Below are 16,027 nucleotides of genomic sequence, written 5' to 3'. Positions count from 1 at the left end.
CTCAATGCACGATCAGGACCACCCTGACGGTATCGTCGACGGCGGCCTTGTCGATGTAGCCGATCGCGCCGCTGTCGGCGGCGACGGCTTTCTTGACGTCGGCCGGGCTATTGTATTCCTTGGGCGGAAAGCCGCGCCCGGTGAAGACGATCTTCGACCAGATCGCCTTCACCTGGTCCTGGTCCTTGCCGGCGATTTTTTGGTAGAAGTCGCTGCGGGTGGCCGAGTTGTCGGCCAGGTCGATCGGCGTCAGCTGGTTTGATTTGCCAAGGAAGATCTGGGCCGCCTGGTCGCTGACGATGCGGGTGGCGGTGTTGCGCGCGCTGACGATGATGGCGGTGGCGGCGCACGCCGGCGCCACCGGCGCGCTGAACAACAGCGCGAGCAACAGCGTGAGGGCGGACGGTGTTTTCATCGCGCCCCCTTAAAACACGGCGTCGAGCGCGAACGCCACGACCACCACAGGGTGCTTCAGGCCGTCCGCGGGGCCGTTGATCAGGCCGCCGGATTTGCGCGTCGGCCGGAGCCGGTCGATCTGCACCTTCAGCGCGCGCGCCTTGGCGAAATTCCAGCGCAGGCCGAGCAGGTCGGAGTGTTGCTCGGCCGCCGTCAGGTAGCCGAAGTCGACGCGCCGCGCCAGCGCCCCGCCGGCGGGGAAGTTGGCCGGCAGCGTCACCGAGCGGCCCTTCTGCCACACCGCCGCGTGGGCGTAGTAGGGCAGCAGCGCGCCGACCCGGTAGCCGGCCATCACATAGTAGGCGTCGTTGTCGGGAATGTAGACCGGCTCGTTGGCCTGGCGCCGGCCGTATTCGCCCTGCAACAGCAACTGCTGCCAGTCCATGGTCGCGCCGACCGAACTGAAGCTGATCTTCTTGCCGCCCACCAGCGTCAGCTCGCGCGCCAGCGCCGCGAAGCCGGCCTGCTGCAGGCGCGCCGTCAGGGTGTTGAGCATGCGGAAGTCGCGGCTTTCCAGCTCCGTCGTCAGGCGGCTCAGGCGCAGCGTGAACGGGCCGTTTTCCAGCGCCAGGTTGAGCGCGTAGAGCGGCGCGCGGATGGTGGCGATGGAACCGCCGCCGCCGGCGACGAACAGCTTGCCGTGGCTGACGCCGGCGGCCAGCTGGGCCGTCACGGTGCTGGCGCCGAAGGAGCGCTGGTACGTCAGGTCGGCGCCGTCGATGTGCTCAATCGCCGCCAGGCCGTACATCTCCAACGGCGGGCGCATCATCGTGTTGGCGTAGCCCACGTTCTGGTAGTCGGACATCATGAAGCTGGGCACCACCACCCGGCCCGCGCGCAGGCTCAGCTCGTCGCGCAGCTGATACTTTAGAAAGGCCCAGCTCAGTTCGGGGGCGTAATGGGTGCTGGTGTATTGGCGCGTGAGCACCTGCGCCGTGGCCGACAGCTCCGGCGTGAACTTGTAGCTCGCCTGCAAGCCCAGGTTGCTGTCGGTGCCGCTGTTAACGCCCGAATCGACGCCCTCGGCCTGGTTGTAGCGGACGAATTGGGCCTCGTCGCTGTTGGTGCGCGCCATGCCGAAGGTGGCGAAGCCGCTCAGGCTCAACTTGCCGTCGGCCGGCAGGCCGTCGGCGCAGGCGGGCGCGACGGGCAAGCCAGCCAGCAGCAGCGCCAGGATTCGTGGATTCATCGTGCTCTCGTCATGTGTTGTCTTTCATATGCGTAAGTTGTCACTCCGCAATTGATAGTTCCGTAACATAACGCGATTTGCTATGGAGGGGGAAGGAAATATGCCATTTCAGTGATATGAGGCCGATCTGTTGTTTTTTTGACTCGATTGCCATCGCCGCCGCCGCGTCGATCCCGCGCGCGATTCCAGCCGCCGGCGCTGCGCCGCGCCCGGAGGCATTACAATAGCGGCTCCCATTTCCCTACCAGAAAAACTCATATGGCCGTCAATTCCCCCAAGCCCGTCGCCGCAGACTTGAAAGCCGTCGCCGGCATCGACATCGGCGTTGCTGAAGCCGGTATCAAGAAACCGAACCGCAAGGATGTGCTGGTGTTGGCGCTGGCGCCGACGGCGTCGGTGTCGGGCGTGTTCACGCTGAACCGCTTCTGCGCCGCGCCGGTGCAGGTGTGCAAGGCCAACCTGGCGGCCGTGGCCGCCGGCGCCGCGCCGATCCGCGCGCTGCTGGTCAACACCGGCAACGCCAACGCCGGCACCGGTCCGTCCGGCCTGGCCGACGCCCACGCCAGTTGCGCCGCGCTGGCCGACCTGCTGGGCTGCGCGCCCGGCCAGATCCTGCCGTTTTCGACCGGCGTGATCCTTGAACCGCTGCCGCTGCAGCGCCTGGTCGCCGGCCTGCCGCGGGCCGTCGGCGCGCTGAGCAACGACAACTGGTTCAGCGCCGCCGAGGCCATCATGACCACCGACACCCAGCCCAAGGCGGCCTCGCGCAGCGTCGTCATCGACGGCCACACGGTCACGCTGACCGGCATCAGCAAGGGCGCCGGCATGATCAAACCGAACATGGCGACCATGCTCGGCTTCCTGGCGTTCGACGCCACCGTGGCCCAGCCGGTGCTGGACCAACTGGTCAAGCAGGCGGCCGACAAGTCGTTCAACTGCATCACCATCGACGGCGACACCTCGACCAACGATTCCTTCATCGTCGTGGCCACCGGCGCCGGCACGCTGAAGGTCGATTCGCTGGACACGCCGCAGTACGCCGCGCTGGCGGCCGCCGTGACCGAGCTGTCGACCTTCCTGGCGCAGGCCATCGTGCGCGACGGCGAGGGCGCCACCAAGTTCATGACGGTCACCGTGGAAGCCGGCCGCGACGCCGGGGAATGCCGCAAGATCGCCTACTCGATCGCCCATTCGCCGCTGGTGAAAACCGCCTTCTTCGCCTCCGACCCGAACCTGGGCCGCATCCTGGCGGCGATCGGCTACGCCGGCGTGGACGACCTCGACGTCGACACGCTGAACCTGTACCTCGACGACGTCTGGGTCGCCAAGAACGGCGGCCGCAATCCCGACTACCAGGAGCAGGACGGCCAGCGCGTGATGCAGCAAAGCGAGATCACCATCCGCGTCAACCTGGCCCGCGGCGACGCCACCGCCACGCTGTGGACCTGCGACCTGTCGCACGACTACGTCAGCATCAACGCCGATTACCGCTCATGACACCACTCGACCAATTCCTGCGCCGCGCCGAGGCGCTGATGCAGCGCGTCGAGGCGGCGCTGCCGCCGCCGCAGCGCGCCACCGACTGGAACCTGGGCCACGCCTACCGCTGGCGCAAGCGCGCCGGCGGCGCCAGCTACCTGCAGGCGGTTGCGCACGTGTCGCAGATCGGCCTGTCGGACCTGCACAACATCGGCACGCAAAAGAGCCAGATCGAGCAGAACACGCGCCAGTTCGTCAGCGGCCGGCCGGCCAACAACGTGCTGTTGACGGGCGCGCGCGGCACCGGCAAGTCGTCGCTGATCAAGGCCTGCCTGAACCAGTTCGCCAAGGACGGCCTGCGCCTGATCGAGGTCGACAAGGACGACCTGGCCGAGCTGCCCGACATCGTCGATCTGGTCGCCGGGCGCGCCGAGCGCTTCATCGTCTTCTGCGACGACCTGTCGTTCGAGGAGGGCGAGAGCGGCTACAAGGCGCTCAAGGTGGCGCTCGACGGCAGCATCTCGGCGCAGTCGGACAACGTGCTCATTTACGCCACCTCGAACCGGCGCCACCTGCTGCCGGAGCGCATGTCCGACAACAGCAGTTACCGCCAGACCGAGGACGGCGACCTGCATCCGGGCGAGACGGTGGAGGAGAAAATCTCGCTGTCGGAGCGCTTCGGCCTGTGGCTGTCGTTCTACCCGTTCAAGCAGGACGACTACCTCGACATCGTGGCGCACTGGCTGGGCACGTTCGGCTGCGACGCCGAGCAGATCGCCGCGGCGCGCGGCGACGCCTTGCGCTGGGCGCTGATGCGCGGCTCGCGCTCGGGCCGCGTGGCTTGGCAGTTCGCCAAGGACCACGCCGGCAAAATGCCGGACGGGCCAGCCGATGAGCCAGCTTAAGGCGGCGCCGGTCGACGTCGCCGTCGGCATTTTGATGAAGCCGAACGGCGACGTGCTGCTGGGCCAGCGGCCGGCCGGCAAACCCTACGACGGCTACTGGGAATTCCCGGGCGGCAAAGTGGAGGCGGGCGAGGCGATCCTCGACGCGCTGAAGCGCGAATTCGTCGAAGAGCTGGGTCTGCACATCGTCAGCGCCGAGCCGTGGTGCGGCGTCGAATACGTCTACCCGCACGCGCACGTGCGACTGCACTTCTACATCAGCCGCGAGTGGCGCGGCGAGCCGCAAAGCCTGGAGGGACAGGCGTTCGCGTGGCAGGGCGAAGTCGGCGTCGCGCCGCTGCTGCCGGCCACCATTCCGCTGCTGGAATGGCTGGACGTGGTGCGGCGCGACTGCCGCGAAGGCGCTTAAAGCCAAGGGCAAAGAGCCGGCGCCGTGGCGGCAAGGTCAGACCTGAAGGTCTGGCCCCGGAGTTGCGCCCTTGGTGTTGATTCTTTCAACGAACATCAGGTGGCGCTGTCGTCGTCCAGCACATCGTCGGGCGATTTCACCGCGGGGATGCTGTACTTTTCCTCGGCCCAGGCGCCCAGGTCGATCTGTTTGCAGCGCTCCGAGCAGAACGGGCGGAAGGTGTTTTTTTCAGTCCACTCGACTTTGGCGGAACAGGTAGGGCAGTTAACAACGGTCATGGCGTTCAACAAATCTAAAAATTACAGAGCGTAAGCTCGAAAGGGACGTCGTCTTCCAGCGGCTTCGGCTTCAAGTCGCCGCCCTGGGTGGTGAAACGCACCCACAGCATGTATTTATTGGCCGAAATCTCCGGGATCGCGCCGGTGGTTTCGTCCAGGCTCAGGCGCAGCATCTGGTACACCTTGCCTTGCAACATCTGCTGGTAGCTGCCGGCGCCGGCGATCATCTTGACCGGGCGGCCGGAGTCGCGCAGCAGGCGCAGCACCAGCGACAGCGCGTCGAACAACGGCGCCAGCGGCGCGAACCAGCCGCAAATATCGGCGAAGCGGTGTTCGGCGCTGCGCTTTTGCCAGGCGAAATACGACGGCAGGTCAAACTCGCAGGCGCCGCCCGGGATGATGGTGCGCCCGCGTATGCTCATCAGCCATTCGTTGTCGCGGATGTTTTGCCCGGTCTTGCCCTGCGACGCCACCAGCGCGCTGCTGACCGCGTCGAGTTCGGCCAGGATCGCGTCCAGCGTGTCGGCGGCGACGTTCGGGTTGGAGCGGTAGCCCAGCAGGCTTTGGCGCTGGCGTTCCAGCTCTTGCAGCAAATCGGACTTCAAATCGGCGCGGCCGGCCACCTCGAGCATGTCGAAGATGGTGGCGAGGGCGACGTGGTGTTGCATTGGATGTTCTTGGTGGACAAAGAACTTGAATTTGTCGTACAGGTCTTCCAGCCGCAACAAAGTACGTATGCGTTCGTTGAAAGGGTATTCGTAGACAATCAAAATAACATCCCTTTAAATATGGAACCGCAAAGAATCCCGTGATTCTGAACCAAGAGTCGACAAATTACAAACGTTGTGATGGTATTGTTGGCATTCTTTCCGCAAAAGCCAAGTATAGCCGGTGCAGGCGCTCCACTTGCGGCGCCAGGCGCTCCAAACCGGCGTCGTTGACGATGACGTCGTCGGCCGCCGCCAGCCGCTGCGCCCGCGTCGCCTGGGTCGCCATGATGGCTTGCACTTGCTCCTGCTGCAAGCCGTTGCGCGCCATCACCCGGGCAATTTGCAGGCTTTCAGGGCAGTCGATCGCCAGCACGCGCTCGACCCGCTCGCGCCAGCCGCCCGATTCGACCAGCAGCGGCACCGCGAAAATCACGTAACTGCCGCCGGCGACGGCCGCCGCGGCCATGGTGGCGGCGCGGATGCGCGGGTGCAAAATGGCTTCCAGGCGGACTTTGGCGCGCGGGTCGCCGAAGACCAGCTTGCGCATCTTGGCGCGCTCAAGCGCGCCGTCGGCGTCGGCGAAGGCGGCGCCGAACTCGGCCAGCAGGGCCGGCATGGCGGCGCCGCCGGCACCGGTCAGGCTATGGGCGATCAGGTCGGTGTCGACGATGCTGGCGCCGCGGACGGCGAACAGGTCGGCGACCGTGCTCTTGCCGCAGCCGATGCCGCCGGTCAGGCCGACGCTGAAGTAGGCTGCGTGTTGGACTTGTTCCATCGATATCCTGGTACTGGTGCTGGTGCTGGTTCGGAAGGCTCAGCCCAGCAGGCCGAGCGTGAAACGCGAAATGGGCGCGCCGTACAGCAGCGCGATCAAGCCGGCCGCCGCCAGATACGGGCCGAACGGAATCGGCTTGTCGCGGCCGCGCTTGGTGAAGACGATCAGGCCGATGCCGACCAGTGCGCCGACCACCGAGGACAGCAAAATAATCGTCGGCAGCATGGTCCAGCCCAGCCACGCGCCCAGCGCCGCCAGCAATTTGAAGTCACCATACCCCATTCCCTCCTTGCCTGTCGCCAGCTTGAAGGCCCAGTAAATGCTCCACAAAACCAGATAGCCGGCGGCGGCGCCGACCACGGCGTCGTGCAGCGGCACGAAGGTGCCGTTCAGGTTGACCAGCAGGCCGGCCCACAGCAGCGGGTAGGTCAGGTCGTCGGGCAGCAATTGGGTGTCGGCGTCGATGAAGGTCATGGCGACCAGCGAGCAGCCGAAAAACAGCGCCGCCAGGCCGGCCCAGCCGCTGCCGAAATGCCAGACCAGCGCGAAGAACAGCGCGCCGGTGAGCGTCTCGACGGCCGGGTAGCGCGCCGAAATCGGCGCCTTGCAGGCGCTGCACTTGCCGCGCAGCGCCAGGTAGCTGGCGACCGGGATGTTTTCCAGTGCCGTGATCTGGTGGCCGCAGTGCGGGCAGCACGAGCGCGGCAGCATCAGGTTGAACTGGTCGGTGTGGGGCTCTTCCTTGCCGCTTTCCGAGGCGACATAGTTGTCCGACTCGCGCTGCATCATCTTCGGCACGCGGTAGATCACGACGTTCAGGAAGCTGCCGATCAGCAGGCCGAACAGGGCCGCCACCAGGCTCACGACCAGGTTCGCGGGGGCGGCAAACAACAGCGTTTCTTCAGGCATCGTATTTTTCCCGGCGGGTCGGATTGGTCGGTGGGCGCGCTTTTTGTTGCTGTACGCCCGTATTAGACCGCATGAATGGGGCGGGTGGCAATGCCGCTCAGTGAAAGATTCTCGTGGGTCGGGTTAGCCCGCAGGGCGTAACCCGACAACGTTGGCCCGGAGCAGCGCGTCTCGCTTCGGCCAACATGGTCGGATTACGCTTCGCTCATCCGACCTACGACACGCCAACGCCATTCGCTACAAGCGCTCGTCCTTGAGCGCCGCCTCGATCCGCCGCAGAATCCGCAGCTGATACGACGCGTCGCCCGATGGATTGCCGTCGTCGAGTTTATTCATCATCACCGTGTAACTGACGCCCGACGGGAGTTGGCTGGCGCCGGGTCCGGGCGGACGCGGCTGCCGTTTCGTCGTGCGGATCGCCGCGCCGCCCGGGCCAGCTGCGCCGCCGCGCTAAACCACCGAGCCGAGCTTGAAGATCGGCAGGTACATGGCGATCACCAGGCCGCCGATCAGCACGCCCAGGATGACCATGATCAAGGGCTCCATCAGCGACGACAGCGCGGCGACGGCCTCGTCGAAGTCGGCGACCTTGCCGAGCATCGCGTCGAGCGAGCCGGACTCCTCGCCGATGGCCACCATCTGCGTGACCATGTTGGGGAAGACGTCGGCGTTCTGCATCGCCACCGTCAGGCTGGTGCCGGTGCTGACCTCGTTCTGGATGCGCCGGGTGGCGTCCAGGTAGACGGCGTTGCCGGCGGCGCCGCCGACCGAGTCGAGCGATTCGACCAGCGGCACGCCGGCGGCGAACATGGTGGCCAGCGTGCGGGTCCAGCGGGCGATGGTGGCCTTGCGGATCACCTCGCCGAAGATCGGCGCCTTGAGGATCAGCACGTCCATGAAGCTGATTTTCAGCGAGCTTGTCAATCAAATCCGTTTCGCTTCAGCCGCCGACCTTGAATCGACTCTGCGCAGCTATCTAAAAATTTACAACCACAACATTTCCCAGCATGCGTCAAATCATTAATCGCTGATTTAAGTGCTCAAGAAATGGAAGGATAGATTAATTATCATTTGTAAAATCTTATTCCAGTGATCTGTATTCTATTTTAAATATAATTCATTTTTAAATTGCTGAAGTTTGACTGGGAAATGTAAATTTCATGATGTTGAACGGCCAAATCCACCCGCATGCCTTACGATGTCAATGTAATTTCCAATGGATGGATAGGAGTTCGAATTGCAAGGATTTTCTTGTGATGTGAATGATAATAATAAGTTTGCTGGAAAATCAAGATTATTCACTTTTTCAATATATAAATCTCGAAGTTTCTTCCAGGCACTTCTTAAATAAAAATAGGCAACTTTCTCCGTTGAGGTATGTATAAATTCACTTTCTTGAACTGAGTTTCTATGATGATTTGAGGTTTTGTATCCATCGCCGTGATTTAAAGATTTAAGTAATTGAAATCCTGTAATATCTGTAAAGTTTTTTGCATTTACTACGCGTTCATATGTTGACGGGGATTTTTGGTAGAGCATAGCTAAAAATATTAAAAAATGAATATGTATTTGTTGTTGGTCAAGAGTAATTAATGCTGCTTCTATTATTCGCATAGCCTGTAATTGATCTCTTAGCGTGCAATCAAAAAGTCTAGCGTTTTTGTGGAAAATAAATGGCAACGCGGAGCGATCGGGGAAATTTAATATTTCAAGACCTGTGATAAATTTCCCTATTTCAGGCTGAGTTATTTCTTCGAAAAGCACAGCGGCAAATTTTAAACCATCTGGCTCTGGAAGTGAGTACTCAAGGTCGAAAAACCTTTTTAAATATAGATGGCCATCAAATTCATTTCCATATATTGCTTTTGTGGATTCTCCAAGCTGTTTTAGGTTGGTTGCGACAACAAAGAAAATTCCTGGAACACCGAAAAGGTGTTTAATTCCTTCTAAAAGCTCAATTGCATAATTTGGACGGCATCGATCAAGCTCATCAACAAAAATAAAAAGAGGTAGGTTCACATTTTCTGCCTCTGATAACACCGTAATGAGTTGACTTAGCTTAATCTTGAATCCCGAAATTGCTTGCTTCGTTGTTTTGTGTTCCTTCAGTGAGGCCGTAACTGCTTCTTCCATGCTTTTGGCGACATCAGTTGCACTTGCTCCTAACTCGATTGGTTTAGGAGAGGCTGCTTTCTCAGATCCGGTAGCGTCAACGATCAGGTCATTGACAAGATCTGCACCAATTCCCAATGCATGCTTGGCTACCGCATAACCAGCGGCCTTCAACATTGGCATAATAACTTGTTTTGCCTTGCTCATTACTTCAGTAAAAGCCGCTTCGGCGCTTGGTATTTCTTTGAAAAATGATTCCAGTCCATCATCAATTTCCGAAATGAATGCTACTAAAGGCTCTGGAGTGAAATCATTTTTCCATGCATCAAAATAGACAACAGGATGCCTTTTTGATGATAATTCATCCTTCCATCGTTTCAGCATAAAAGTTTTACCGAATCCCCATGCTGCATTTACAGCAATAACGAAACCAGGCTCGGTAGGCTTTGCCTTATAACGTGTTTTTAAATACCTTGTTAAATAATCAGCTGATGACCGACTTCCTAATTTATCTTCCGTCCAGATATCATCGGGAGATCGAGTTGCTTCTATCATTGGAAATAATCCTTTTTGTTCCGATATTGAAAAATGTGGATTTTTTAATAGATGGCGTTTAATTGGTTGAATAACTCAAGCGCCATAGTTAATGCGAGTGTAACTTCGTTGCTCAAATCAGACCACCGAGCCGAGCTTGAAGATCGGCAGGTACATGGCGATCACCAGGCCGCCGATCAGCACGCCCAGGATGACCATGATCAAGGGTTCCATCAGCGACGACAGCGCGGCGACGGCCTCGTCGACCTCCTCCTCGTAGAAGTCGGCGACCTTGCCGAGCATCGCGTCGAGCGAGCCGGACTCCTCGCCGATGGCCACCATCTGCGTGACCATGTTGGGGAAGACGTCGGCGTTCTGCATCGCCACCGTCAGGCTGGTGCCGGTGCTGACCTCGTTCTGGATGCGCCGGGTGGCGTCCAGGTAGACGGCGTTGCCGGCGGCGCCGCCGACCGAGTCGAGCGATTCGACCAGCGGCACGCCGGCGGCGAACATGGTGGCCAGCGTGCGGGTCCAGCGGGCGATGGTGGCCTTGCGGATCACCTCGCCGAAGATCGGCGCCTTGAGGATCAGCACGTCCATGAAGCGCTGCATTTTCAGCGAGCGCCGCCAGGACTGGAAGAAGAAGTAGATCGTGGCGAAGATGCCGCCGAAGATCAGATACCACCACTGCACGAAAAACTCCGACACCGCCATCACGAACAGGGTCGGCGCCGGCAGGTCGGCGCCGAAGCTCTGGAACACCTCCTTGAAGGCCGGCACCACCCAGATCATGATGACGGCGGTGACGATGAAGGCGATCGCCATGATCGAAATCGGGTACGTCAGCGCCGACTTGATCTTGCCCTTGATGGCGATGGTCTTTTCCTTGTAGATCGCCAGCCGGGTCAGCAGGTCCTCCAGGATGCCGGCCTGTTCGCCGGCGCCGACCAGGTTGCAAAACAGCGGGTCGAAGTACAGCGGGTATTTGCGGAACGCCTGGTTCAGGCTGGTACCGGTCTCGATGTCGGCGCGCAGGTCCATCACCAGCTTCGACACCGACGGGTTGGCGTGGCCCTTGCCGACGATGTCGAACGACTGCAACAGCGGCACGCCGGCCTTCATCATCGTCGCCAGCTGGCGCGTGAACAGCGAAATGTCCTTGTCGGTGATCTTCTTGCCGCTGCGGTAGGCCTTTTTCTTGACCTTGGTGACCATGATGCCCTGGCGCCGCAACGTCACGTTGACCACGGCTTCGCCGCCGGCGCGCAGCTCGCCGCGGACGGTCTTGCCGGACTTGTCCTTGCCCTCCCAGGCGTAGATCGATTCCTTCACCTGCATCCCCGCCGCGCTGCTTGATGTGGCCATGATGTGCGTCCTATTCGTTGGTACAGCCTAATACTTCCTCGAGGCTGGTCAGGCCCTGGCGCACCTTCATCAGGCCGGAGCGGCGCAGGGATTTGACGCCCTCGGACTCCGACTGGCGGGCGATTTCCAGCGAGTTGCCATGGTTCAGGATGATTTTCTCGATCGCCTCGGTGATCGGCATGATCTGGTAGATGCCGACCCGGCCCTTGTAGCCGCCGCCGTTGCAGCGCTCGCAGCCGACCGGGCCGTAGGGTTTCCAGCTGCCGTCGAGCTCGTCGGCCAGGAAGCCGGCCTTGAGCAGGATGGTGTCGAGGATGGCGACCGGCTGCTTGCAGGTGCACAGGCGCCGGGTCAGGCGCTGCGCGGTGATCAGGATCACCGAGGAGGCGATGTTGAACGGCGCCACGCCCATGTTCATCAGCCGCGTCAGCGTCGACGGCGCGTCGTTGGTGTGCAGCGTGGAAAACACCATGTGGCCGGTCTGCGCCGCCTTGATGGCGATGTCGGCCGTTTCCAGGTCGCGGATCTCGCCGACCATGATCACGTCCGGGTCCTGGCGCAGGAAGGACTTGAGCGCCACCGGGAAGGTCAGGCCGGCGCGGTCGTTGACGTTGACCTGGTTGACGCCCGGCAGATTGATTTCGGCCGGGTCCTCGGCCGTCGAGATGTTGATGCCGGGCTGGTTGATGACGTTCAGGCAGGTGTACAGCGACACCGTCTTGCCCGAGCCGGTCGGCCCGGTCACCAGCACCATGCCGTAGGGCCGGCCGATGGCCTCGAGCAGCGTGGCCTTCTGGTCCGGGTCGTAGCCGAGCGCGTCGATGCCCATCTGCGCCTGGGTGGCGTCGAGGATGCGCATCACGGTTTTCTCGCCGAACAGCGTCGGCAGCGTGCTGACGCGGAAATCGATGGTCTTCGTGGCCGACAGGATCAGGCGCATGCGCCCGTCCTGCGGCACGCGCTTTTCCGAGATGTCGAGCTTGGACAGCACCTTGATGCGCGAGACCAGCTTTTCCTTGATCGACACCGGCGGCTGGGCGTGCTCGCGCAGCACGCCGTCGACCCGCAGGCGGATGCGGTAGAACTTCTCGAACGGCTCGAAGTGGATGTCGGAGGCGCCCAGGTTGACCGCGTCCATCAGGATCTTGTTGAGGAACTTGACGATCGGCGCGTCTTCGATCTCGTTGGCGCCCGGCTCCGGCGCGGCCGTGGCCTCCTCGGCGAACTGGATTTCCTGTTCGTCGCCGATCATCTCGTGGATGCTTTGCTCGGCGCTCTTGTTGAGCCCGGCGAGAAACTGCAGCAGCACGTCGTGCTGGACGATCACCGGTTCGACCGAGGACTCGGTCTGGAACTTGATCTGGTCCAGCGCCTGGCTGTTGGTCGGGTCGGACATCGCCACCGACATCTTGTTGCCGCGGCGCGACAGGGCGATCACGCGCTGGCTTTGCATCAGCTTGCCGTCGATGACCTTCGGCGGCAGCGCCTCGACGTTGTAACTGCCCAGGTCCAGCAGCGGATAGCCGAAGGTTTCGGCGCAAAACAACGCCAGCGCGGCGGCGTCGATGGCGTCGCTGGCGAGCAGGGCGTCGATGAAGGGGAGTTTGTCGGCGCTGGCCTTCCTTTGCAGCGCCTCCGCCTGCGGCGCGCTCAGGCGGCCCGCTTGCAGCAGCGCCCGCGCCAGCCCCGACATGGACGTTGCGGCGGTCGAGTTGGGAAGGACTGCTGCCATGGGAGCGCTGTCAGGAAAACCACGTTGTGGAAAGGCGCGCCGGCGCAGAACGCGCAAGGCCCCCAGATCCATCGATCATGCCCCGCAGCATCATGTTTGTAAAGCGATTGTCGCGCCGGGGACGCGGTGGAACAACGCAATTGCCGAATCGGCAAGCAGACCGGCTAGTCCGTCCCGGCCGGCGCCGGGCGCGTCAGTTTGACCACCTTGATCGACTGGTTCTGGGTCTGGATCACCTCGATGACGCAGGCGCCGATCTTGACGCTGATGGGCGCCTCCGGTATGTCCTGTAGCAATTCGAGCAGCATGCCGTTGACGGTTTTCGGCCCGTCCAGCGGAAAATCGAGGTCCAGGCGCTTGTTGATGTCGCGCAAAGCGGTGGCGCCGTCGAGCAGGCACTCGCCCTGCGCGTCCCAGCCGAACGCGTCGGCGCGCGCCGCGCCCGGCATCGAGGTGGTGAATTCGCCGATCATTTCCTCGATGATGTCGTCGAGCGTGACCAGGCCCTGCAGCTCGCCGTACTCGTCGACGATGATGCCGAGCCGCTCGTGGTTTTCCTGGAAATATTGCAACTGGGTGAACACGCCGGTGTCCTGCGGAATGAAGTAAGGCTCGCTGAGCAGGGCGCGGAAATCGGCGGCCGTCAACGCCACGTCCTGGCCCAGCAGCGCCATCGCCTTGCGCACGTGCAAAATGCCGACGACGCGGTTGATCTCGCCCTCGTACACCGGCAGCTTGTTGTGGTAGCAGGTGGTCAGCTGGTGGCGGATCTCGTCGACCGGCGCGGCCAGGTTCAGCGCCTCGATTTGCGAGCGCGGCGTCATGATGTCCTCCACCGAGATGGTTTCCAGGTCGAACAGGTTGAGCAGGATGCTCTTGTGCTTTTGCGGGATGAAGTTGCCGCCCTCGAGCACCATCGAGCGCAATTCCTCCGGCGACAGGCGGGAATCGTGCAGGTTGCCGCCGCGGCGGATGCGCAACAGCTTGAGCAGCAGCGACACGAACAGGTTGACGAACCAGCTGACCGGTTTGGCGGCCGCCATCAGCGGCTTGAGCACGCCGCTGGCCAACAGCGCGATTTTTTCCGGATAGGTGGCGCCGATCACCTTCGGCGCGATCTCGGCGAAGACGATCAGCAGGAAGGCCACGACGCCGGCGGCGACCAGGATCACGTTCTCGTCGTAGCCGAAGGTAGCGATGGCGATCGCCGTGACCAGCGCGGTGGCCAGCGCGTTGACCAGCGTGTTGGCGATGAGCACCACCGACAACAAGGTGTCGGCGCGTTCGAGCAGCCACAGCGTGGTGGCGGCGCGGCGGCTGCCGCGCTTGGACAAGTGGCGCAGGCGGTGGCGGTTGGCCGACATCAGCGCGGTCTCGGCCATGGCGAAAAAGGCCGAGCACAATATCAGGAAGCCGAGCGCAAACAATTGCGCCCAAAACGGCACGGTATCCAAGGGGTCACCGTAAAGAAACTTGCGTGGGGAAACTGGTCGGCGGCATAGCTTGCGCCGGCCCAGAGCGGTTTGGCCGCGCTGCGCGCGGTCCAAGAGCTAGCGATTCTAAGGCAAGCGCAGTTTCCATGCAAGTTTGACACCTGCCGCGCGCGCGCCCGCGCGGCCGCTTCGCGCCCTTGCTTTGCGCCGCCACCCGATACCGCGGCGCCGGCCGGGTAGCTCGCGGGTATGCCTCGGGGCTAGGTTTTCCCGGCGCCGGCGCCTTTGCTGATGCTTTCGCCGTCTTCCGGACGCAGGCGCCAGTAGGTGACCGATGAGGCGATGGTCAGCGCCGCCAACGTCAGGAAGGCGTAATGCAGCGCGCCGGTCAGCGCCAGGCGTTCGCTTTGCGCCAGGCCGCCGAGGAACCAGCCGGTGATCAGGGAGCCGCACGCCAGCCCAAAGCTCATCGATAGTTGTTGCATCGAGCTGGCCATGGTGCTGGCCATGCTGGAGTCGGCGCCGTCGACGTCGGCGTAGGCCAGGCTGTTCATGCTGGAAAATTGCAGCGAGTTGAAGAAGCCCAGGCACAGGCTGAGCGCGACGATGGCCGCCAGCGGCGTGCCCGGCCCCACTTGCGAGTACATGGCGATGGTGGCGCCGATCAGGACGGTGTTGACGATCAGCACGCGGCGGTAGCCGCGGCGCGCCAGCACCCGCGCCGAAATGAATTTCATGCCCATCGCGGCGGCCGCCGACGGCATCATCATCAGCCCGGATTGCCAGGCCGGCAAGCCCAGGCCGAGCTGGTACAGCAGCGGCAGCAGGAAGGGCAGGCCGCCGACGCCGAGGCGGGTGACGAAGCCGCCCGCCACCGAGACGCGGAAGGTGCGGATGCGTAGCAGGCCCAGGCGCAATAGCGGGTGCGCCACCCGCCCGGCGTGCCAGACGTAGGCCGCCAGCATGGCGACGGCCAGCAGCAGCAGCGCCGCCGCCGGCGCCGGCCCCAACTGGTGTTCGCCGAACACTTCCAGCAGCCACGAGAGCAGGGCGGCGCCGCCGCCGAACAGCGCCAGGCCGACCAGGTCGGGCGGGCGCGGCTGTTCGGCCTGGTAGTCGGGCATGTAGCGCTGCGCCAGCAGCAGCGCCGCCAGGCCGACCGGCACGTTGACGAAGAAAATGTCGCGCCACGTCAGCCAGTGCACGATCAGGCCGCCGACGGTGGGGCCGAGCAGCGGCCCGATCAACGCCGGGATGATGACGAAGTTCATCGCCGCCAGCAGCTCGGACTTGGGGAAGGTGCGGATGATGCAGATGCGCCCGACCGGCATCATCATCGCCGCGCCCACGCCCTGCAACACGCGCGCGGCCACCAGCATCGGCGCGTTGACCGACAGGCCGCACAGGATCGAGGCCAGCGTGAAGATCGCCACCGCGCTCGAGAACACGCGGCGGGCGCCGAAGCGGTCGGCCATCCAGCCGCTGATCGGTATGCACACGGCCAGGCTGAGGATGTAGCTGCTGACCACCGCCTTCAGGCTCAGCGGCGTGACGTTCAGGCTGGCGGCCATGCTGGGGATGGCGGTGTTGACGATGGTCGAATCGAGCTGTTCCATGAACAGGGCGGTGGCGACCACCCAGGGCAGGTAGCGTTTTGTGGCGGAACTGCTCATCTGTGGCGTTGCCTGCGGGTTGGGGGTGCGGTAGCGCCCGATTGTCACATAGTTTCCCGCGCCGCCGC

14 protein-coding genes and 1 pseudogene are annotated in these 16,027 nt (G+C 62.6%); 3 read left to right on the top strand and 12 right to left on the bottom strand.

What is annotated here, in order from left to right; translation table 11 throughout:
* Position 1: 1 nt before the first annotated feature.
* Positions 2-415: a hypothetical protein gene (locus tag ACFDR9_RS01485; protein ID WP_327075857.1), complete on the bottom strand. Its 414-nt coding sequence runs from the start codon at positions 413-415 to the stop codon at positions 2-4.
* Positions 416-424: 9 nt separating this feature from the next.
* Positions 425-1,645: a porin gene (locus ACFDR9_RS01480; protein ID WP_327075858.1), complete on the bottom strand. Its 1,221-nt coding sequence runs from the start codon at positions 1,643-1,645 to the stop codon at positions 425-427.
* A gap of 258 nt (positions 1,646-1,903) precedes the next feature.
* Between ACFDR9_RS01480 and argJ the strand changes: the two genes are divergently transcribed.
* Genes argJ through ACFDR9_RS01465 form a run of 3 tightly spaced genes read left to right on the top strand, consistent with a single transcriptional unit; the run spans position 1,904 to position 4,438 of the window.
* The gene (argJ, locus tag ACFDR9_RS01475) at positions 1,904-3,142 is read left to right on the top strand and encodes a bifunctional glutamate N-acetyltransferase/amino-acid acetyltransferase ArgJ (protein ID WP_017879178.1); all 1,239 of its coding nucleotides are present in this window, start codon (positions 1,904-1,906) and stop codon (positions 3,140-3,142) included.
* The gene (locus ACFDR9_RS01470; protein ID WP_327075859.1) at positions 3,139-4,029 is read left to right on the top strand and encodes an ATP-binding protein; all 891 of its coding nucleotides are present in this window, start codon (positions 3,139-3,141) and stop codon (positions 4,027-4,029) included. The genes argJ and ACFDR9_RS01470 overlap by 4 nt, the downstream gene beginning before the upstream one ends.
* Positions 4,016-4,438 (top strand): NUDIX domain-containing protein, encoded by a 423-nt coding sequence (locus ACFDR9_RS01465; RefSeq protein ID WP_409029836.1) that lies wholly within the window; start codon positions 4,016-4,018, stop codon positions 4,436-4,438. The genes ACFDR9_RS01470 and ACFDR9_RS01465 overlap by 14 nt, the downstream gene beginning before the upstream one ends.
* Positions 4,439-4,533: 95 nt before the next feature.
* Here the strand turns inward: ACFDR9_RS01465 and yacG are convergent, their stop codons facing one another.
* The 10 genes and pseudogenes from yacG to ACFDR9_RS01415 form a co-directional block, all read right to left on the bottom strand.
* Entirely contained in the window at positions 4,534-4,716 is a 183-nt protein-coding gene (gene yacG, locus ACFDR9_RS01460; RefSeq protein ID WP_026133475.1) for a DNA gyrase inhibitor YacG, read from the bottom strand.
* A gap of 14 nt (positions 4,717-4,730) precedes the next feature.
* Positions 4,731-5,486 (bottom strand): cell division protein ZapD, encoded by a 756-nt coding sequence (zapD, locus tag ACFDR9_RS01455; RefSeq protein ID WP_409029835.1) that lies wholly within the window; start codon positions 5,484-5,486, stop codon positions 4,731-4,733.
* Between the two features lie 64 nt (positions 5,487-5,550).
* Positions 5,551-6,201 (bottom strand): dephospho-CoA kinase, encoded by a 651-nt coding sequence (gene coaE / locus ACFDR9_RS01450; protein WP_409029834.1) that lies wholly within the window; start codon positions 6,199-6,201, stop codon positions 5,551-5,553.
* 39 nt (positions 6,202-6,240) lie between these two features.
* The gene (locus ACFDR9_RS01445; RefSeq protein ID WP_409029833.1) at positions 6,241-7,110 is read right to left on the bottom strand and encodes a prepilin peptidase; all 870 of its coding nucleotides are present in this window, start codon (positions 7,108-7,110) and stop codon (positions 6,241-6,243) included.
* Between the two features lie 450 nt (positions 7,111-7,560).
* Positions 7,561-8,007, bottom strand: a pseudogene (locus tag ACFDR9_RS01440) (type II secretion system F family protein); the annotation flags it as partial.
* 261 nt (positions 8,008-8,268) lie between these two features.
* The gene (locus tag ACFDR9_RS01435; protein WP_409029832.1) at positions 8,269-9,777 is read right to left on the bottom strand and encodes a P-loop NTPase fold protein; all 1,509 of its coding nucleotides are present in this window, start codon (positions 9,775-9,777) and stop codon (positions 8,269-8,271) included.
* Positions 9,778-9,894: 117 nt separating this feature from the next.
* Positions 9,895-11,121, bottom strand: coding sequence for a type II secretion system F family protein (locus ACFDR9_RS01430; protein WP_026133473.1), 1,227 nt, complete (start codon positions 11,119-11,121; stop codon positions 9,895-9,897).
* A gap of 10 nt (positions 11,122-11,131) precedes the next feature.
* Entirely contained in the window at positions 11,132-12,853 is a 1,722-nt protein-coding gene (pilB, locus tag ACFDR9_RS01425) for a type IV-A pilus assembly ATPase PilB (RefSeq protein WP_409029831.1), read from the bottom strand.
* A 164-nt stretch (positions 12,854-13,017) separates the two neighbouring features.
* Positions 13,018-14,307, bottom strand: a complete 1,290-nt coding sequence (locus ACFDR9_RS01420) for an HlyC/CorC family transporter (RefSeq protein ID WP_017879168.1) — start codon at positions 14,305-14,307, stop codon at positions 13,018-13,020.
* 239 nt (positions 14,308-14,546) lie between these two features.
* A complete protein-coding gene (locus ACFDR9_RS01415) occupies positions 14,547-15,959 on the bottom strand; it encodes an MFS transporter (protein WP_409029830.1) in 1,413 nt (470 codons plus the stop codon).
* Between the last annotated feature and the right edge of the window lie 68 nt (positions 15,960-16,027).

The sequence above is a fragment of the Janthinobacterium sp. CG_23.3 genome (genome assembly GCF_046115965.1).
GTDB lineage: Bacteria > Pseudomonadota > Gammaproteobacteria > Burkholderiales > Burkholderiaceae_D > Janthinobacterium.
Note: the sequence above shows the minus strand (reverse complement) of the source record. Positions and strands in the feature narration are given on the sequence as shown.

Coding starts and splice junctions, on each gene's coding strand:
- ACFDR9_RS01485 (WP_327075857.1), bottom strand. CDS start 415: ATGAAAACACCGTCCGCCCTCACGCTGTTGCTCGCGCTGTTGTTCAGC.
- ACFDR9_RS01480 (WP_327075858.1), bottom strand. CDS start 1,645: ATGAATCCACGAATCCTGGCGCTGCTGCTGGCTGGCTTGCCCGTCGCG.
- argJ (WP_017879178.1), top strand. CDS start 1,904: ATGGCCGTCAATTCCCCCAAGCCCGTCGCCGCAGACTTGAAAGCCGTC.
- ACFDR9_RS01470 (WP_327075859.1), top strand. CDS start 3,139: ATGACACCACTCGACCAATTCCTGCGCCGCGCCGAGGCGCTGATGCAG.
- ACFDR9_RS01465 (WP_409029836.1), top strand. CDS start 4,016: ATGAGCCAGCTTAAGGCGGCGCCGGTCGACGTCGCCGTCGGCATTTTG.
- yacG (WP_026133475.1), bottom strand. CDS start 4,716: ATGACCGTTGTTAACTGCCCTACCTGTTCCGCCAAAGTCGAGTGGACT.
- coaE (WP_409029834.1), bottom strand. CDS start 6,201: ATGGAACAAGTCCAACACGCAGCCTACTTCAGCGTCGGCCTGACCGGC.
- ACFDR9_RS01445 (WP_409029833.1), bottom strand. CDS start 7,110: ATGCCTGAAGAAACGCTGTTGTTTGCCGCCCCCGCGAACCTGGTCGTG.
- ACFDR9_RS01435 (WP_409029832.1), bottom strand. CDS start 9,777: ATGATAGAAGCAACTCGATCTCCCGATGATATCTGGACGGAAGATAAA.
- ACFDR9_RS01430 (WP_026133473.1), bottom strand. CDS start 11,121: ATGGCCACATCAAGCAGCGCGGCGGGGATGCAGGTGAAGGAATCGATC.
- pilB (WP_409029831.1), bottom strand. CDS start 12,853: ATGGCAGCAGTCCTTCCCAACTCGACCGCCGCAACGTCCATGTCGGGG.
- ACFDR9_RS01415 (WP_409029830.1), bottom strand. CDS start 15,959: ATGAGCAGTTCCGCCACAAAACGCTACCTGCCCTGGGTGGTCGCCACC.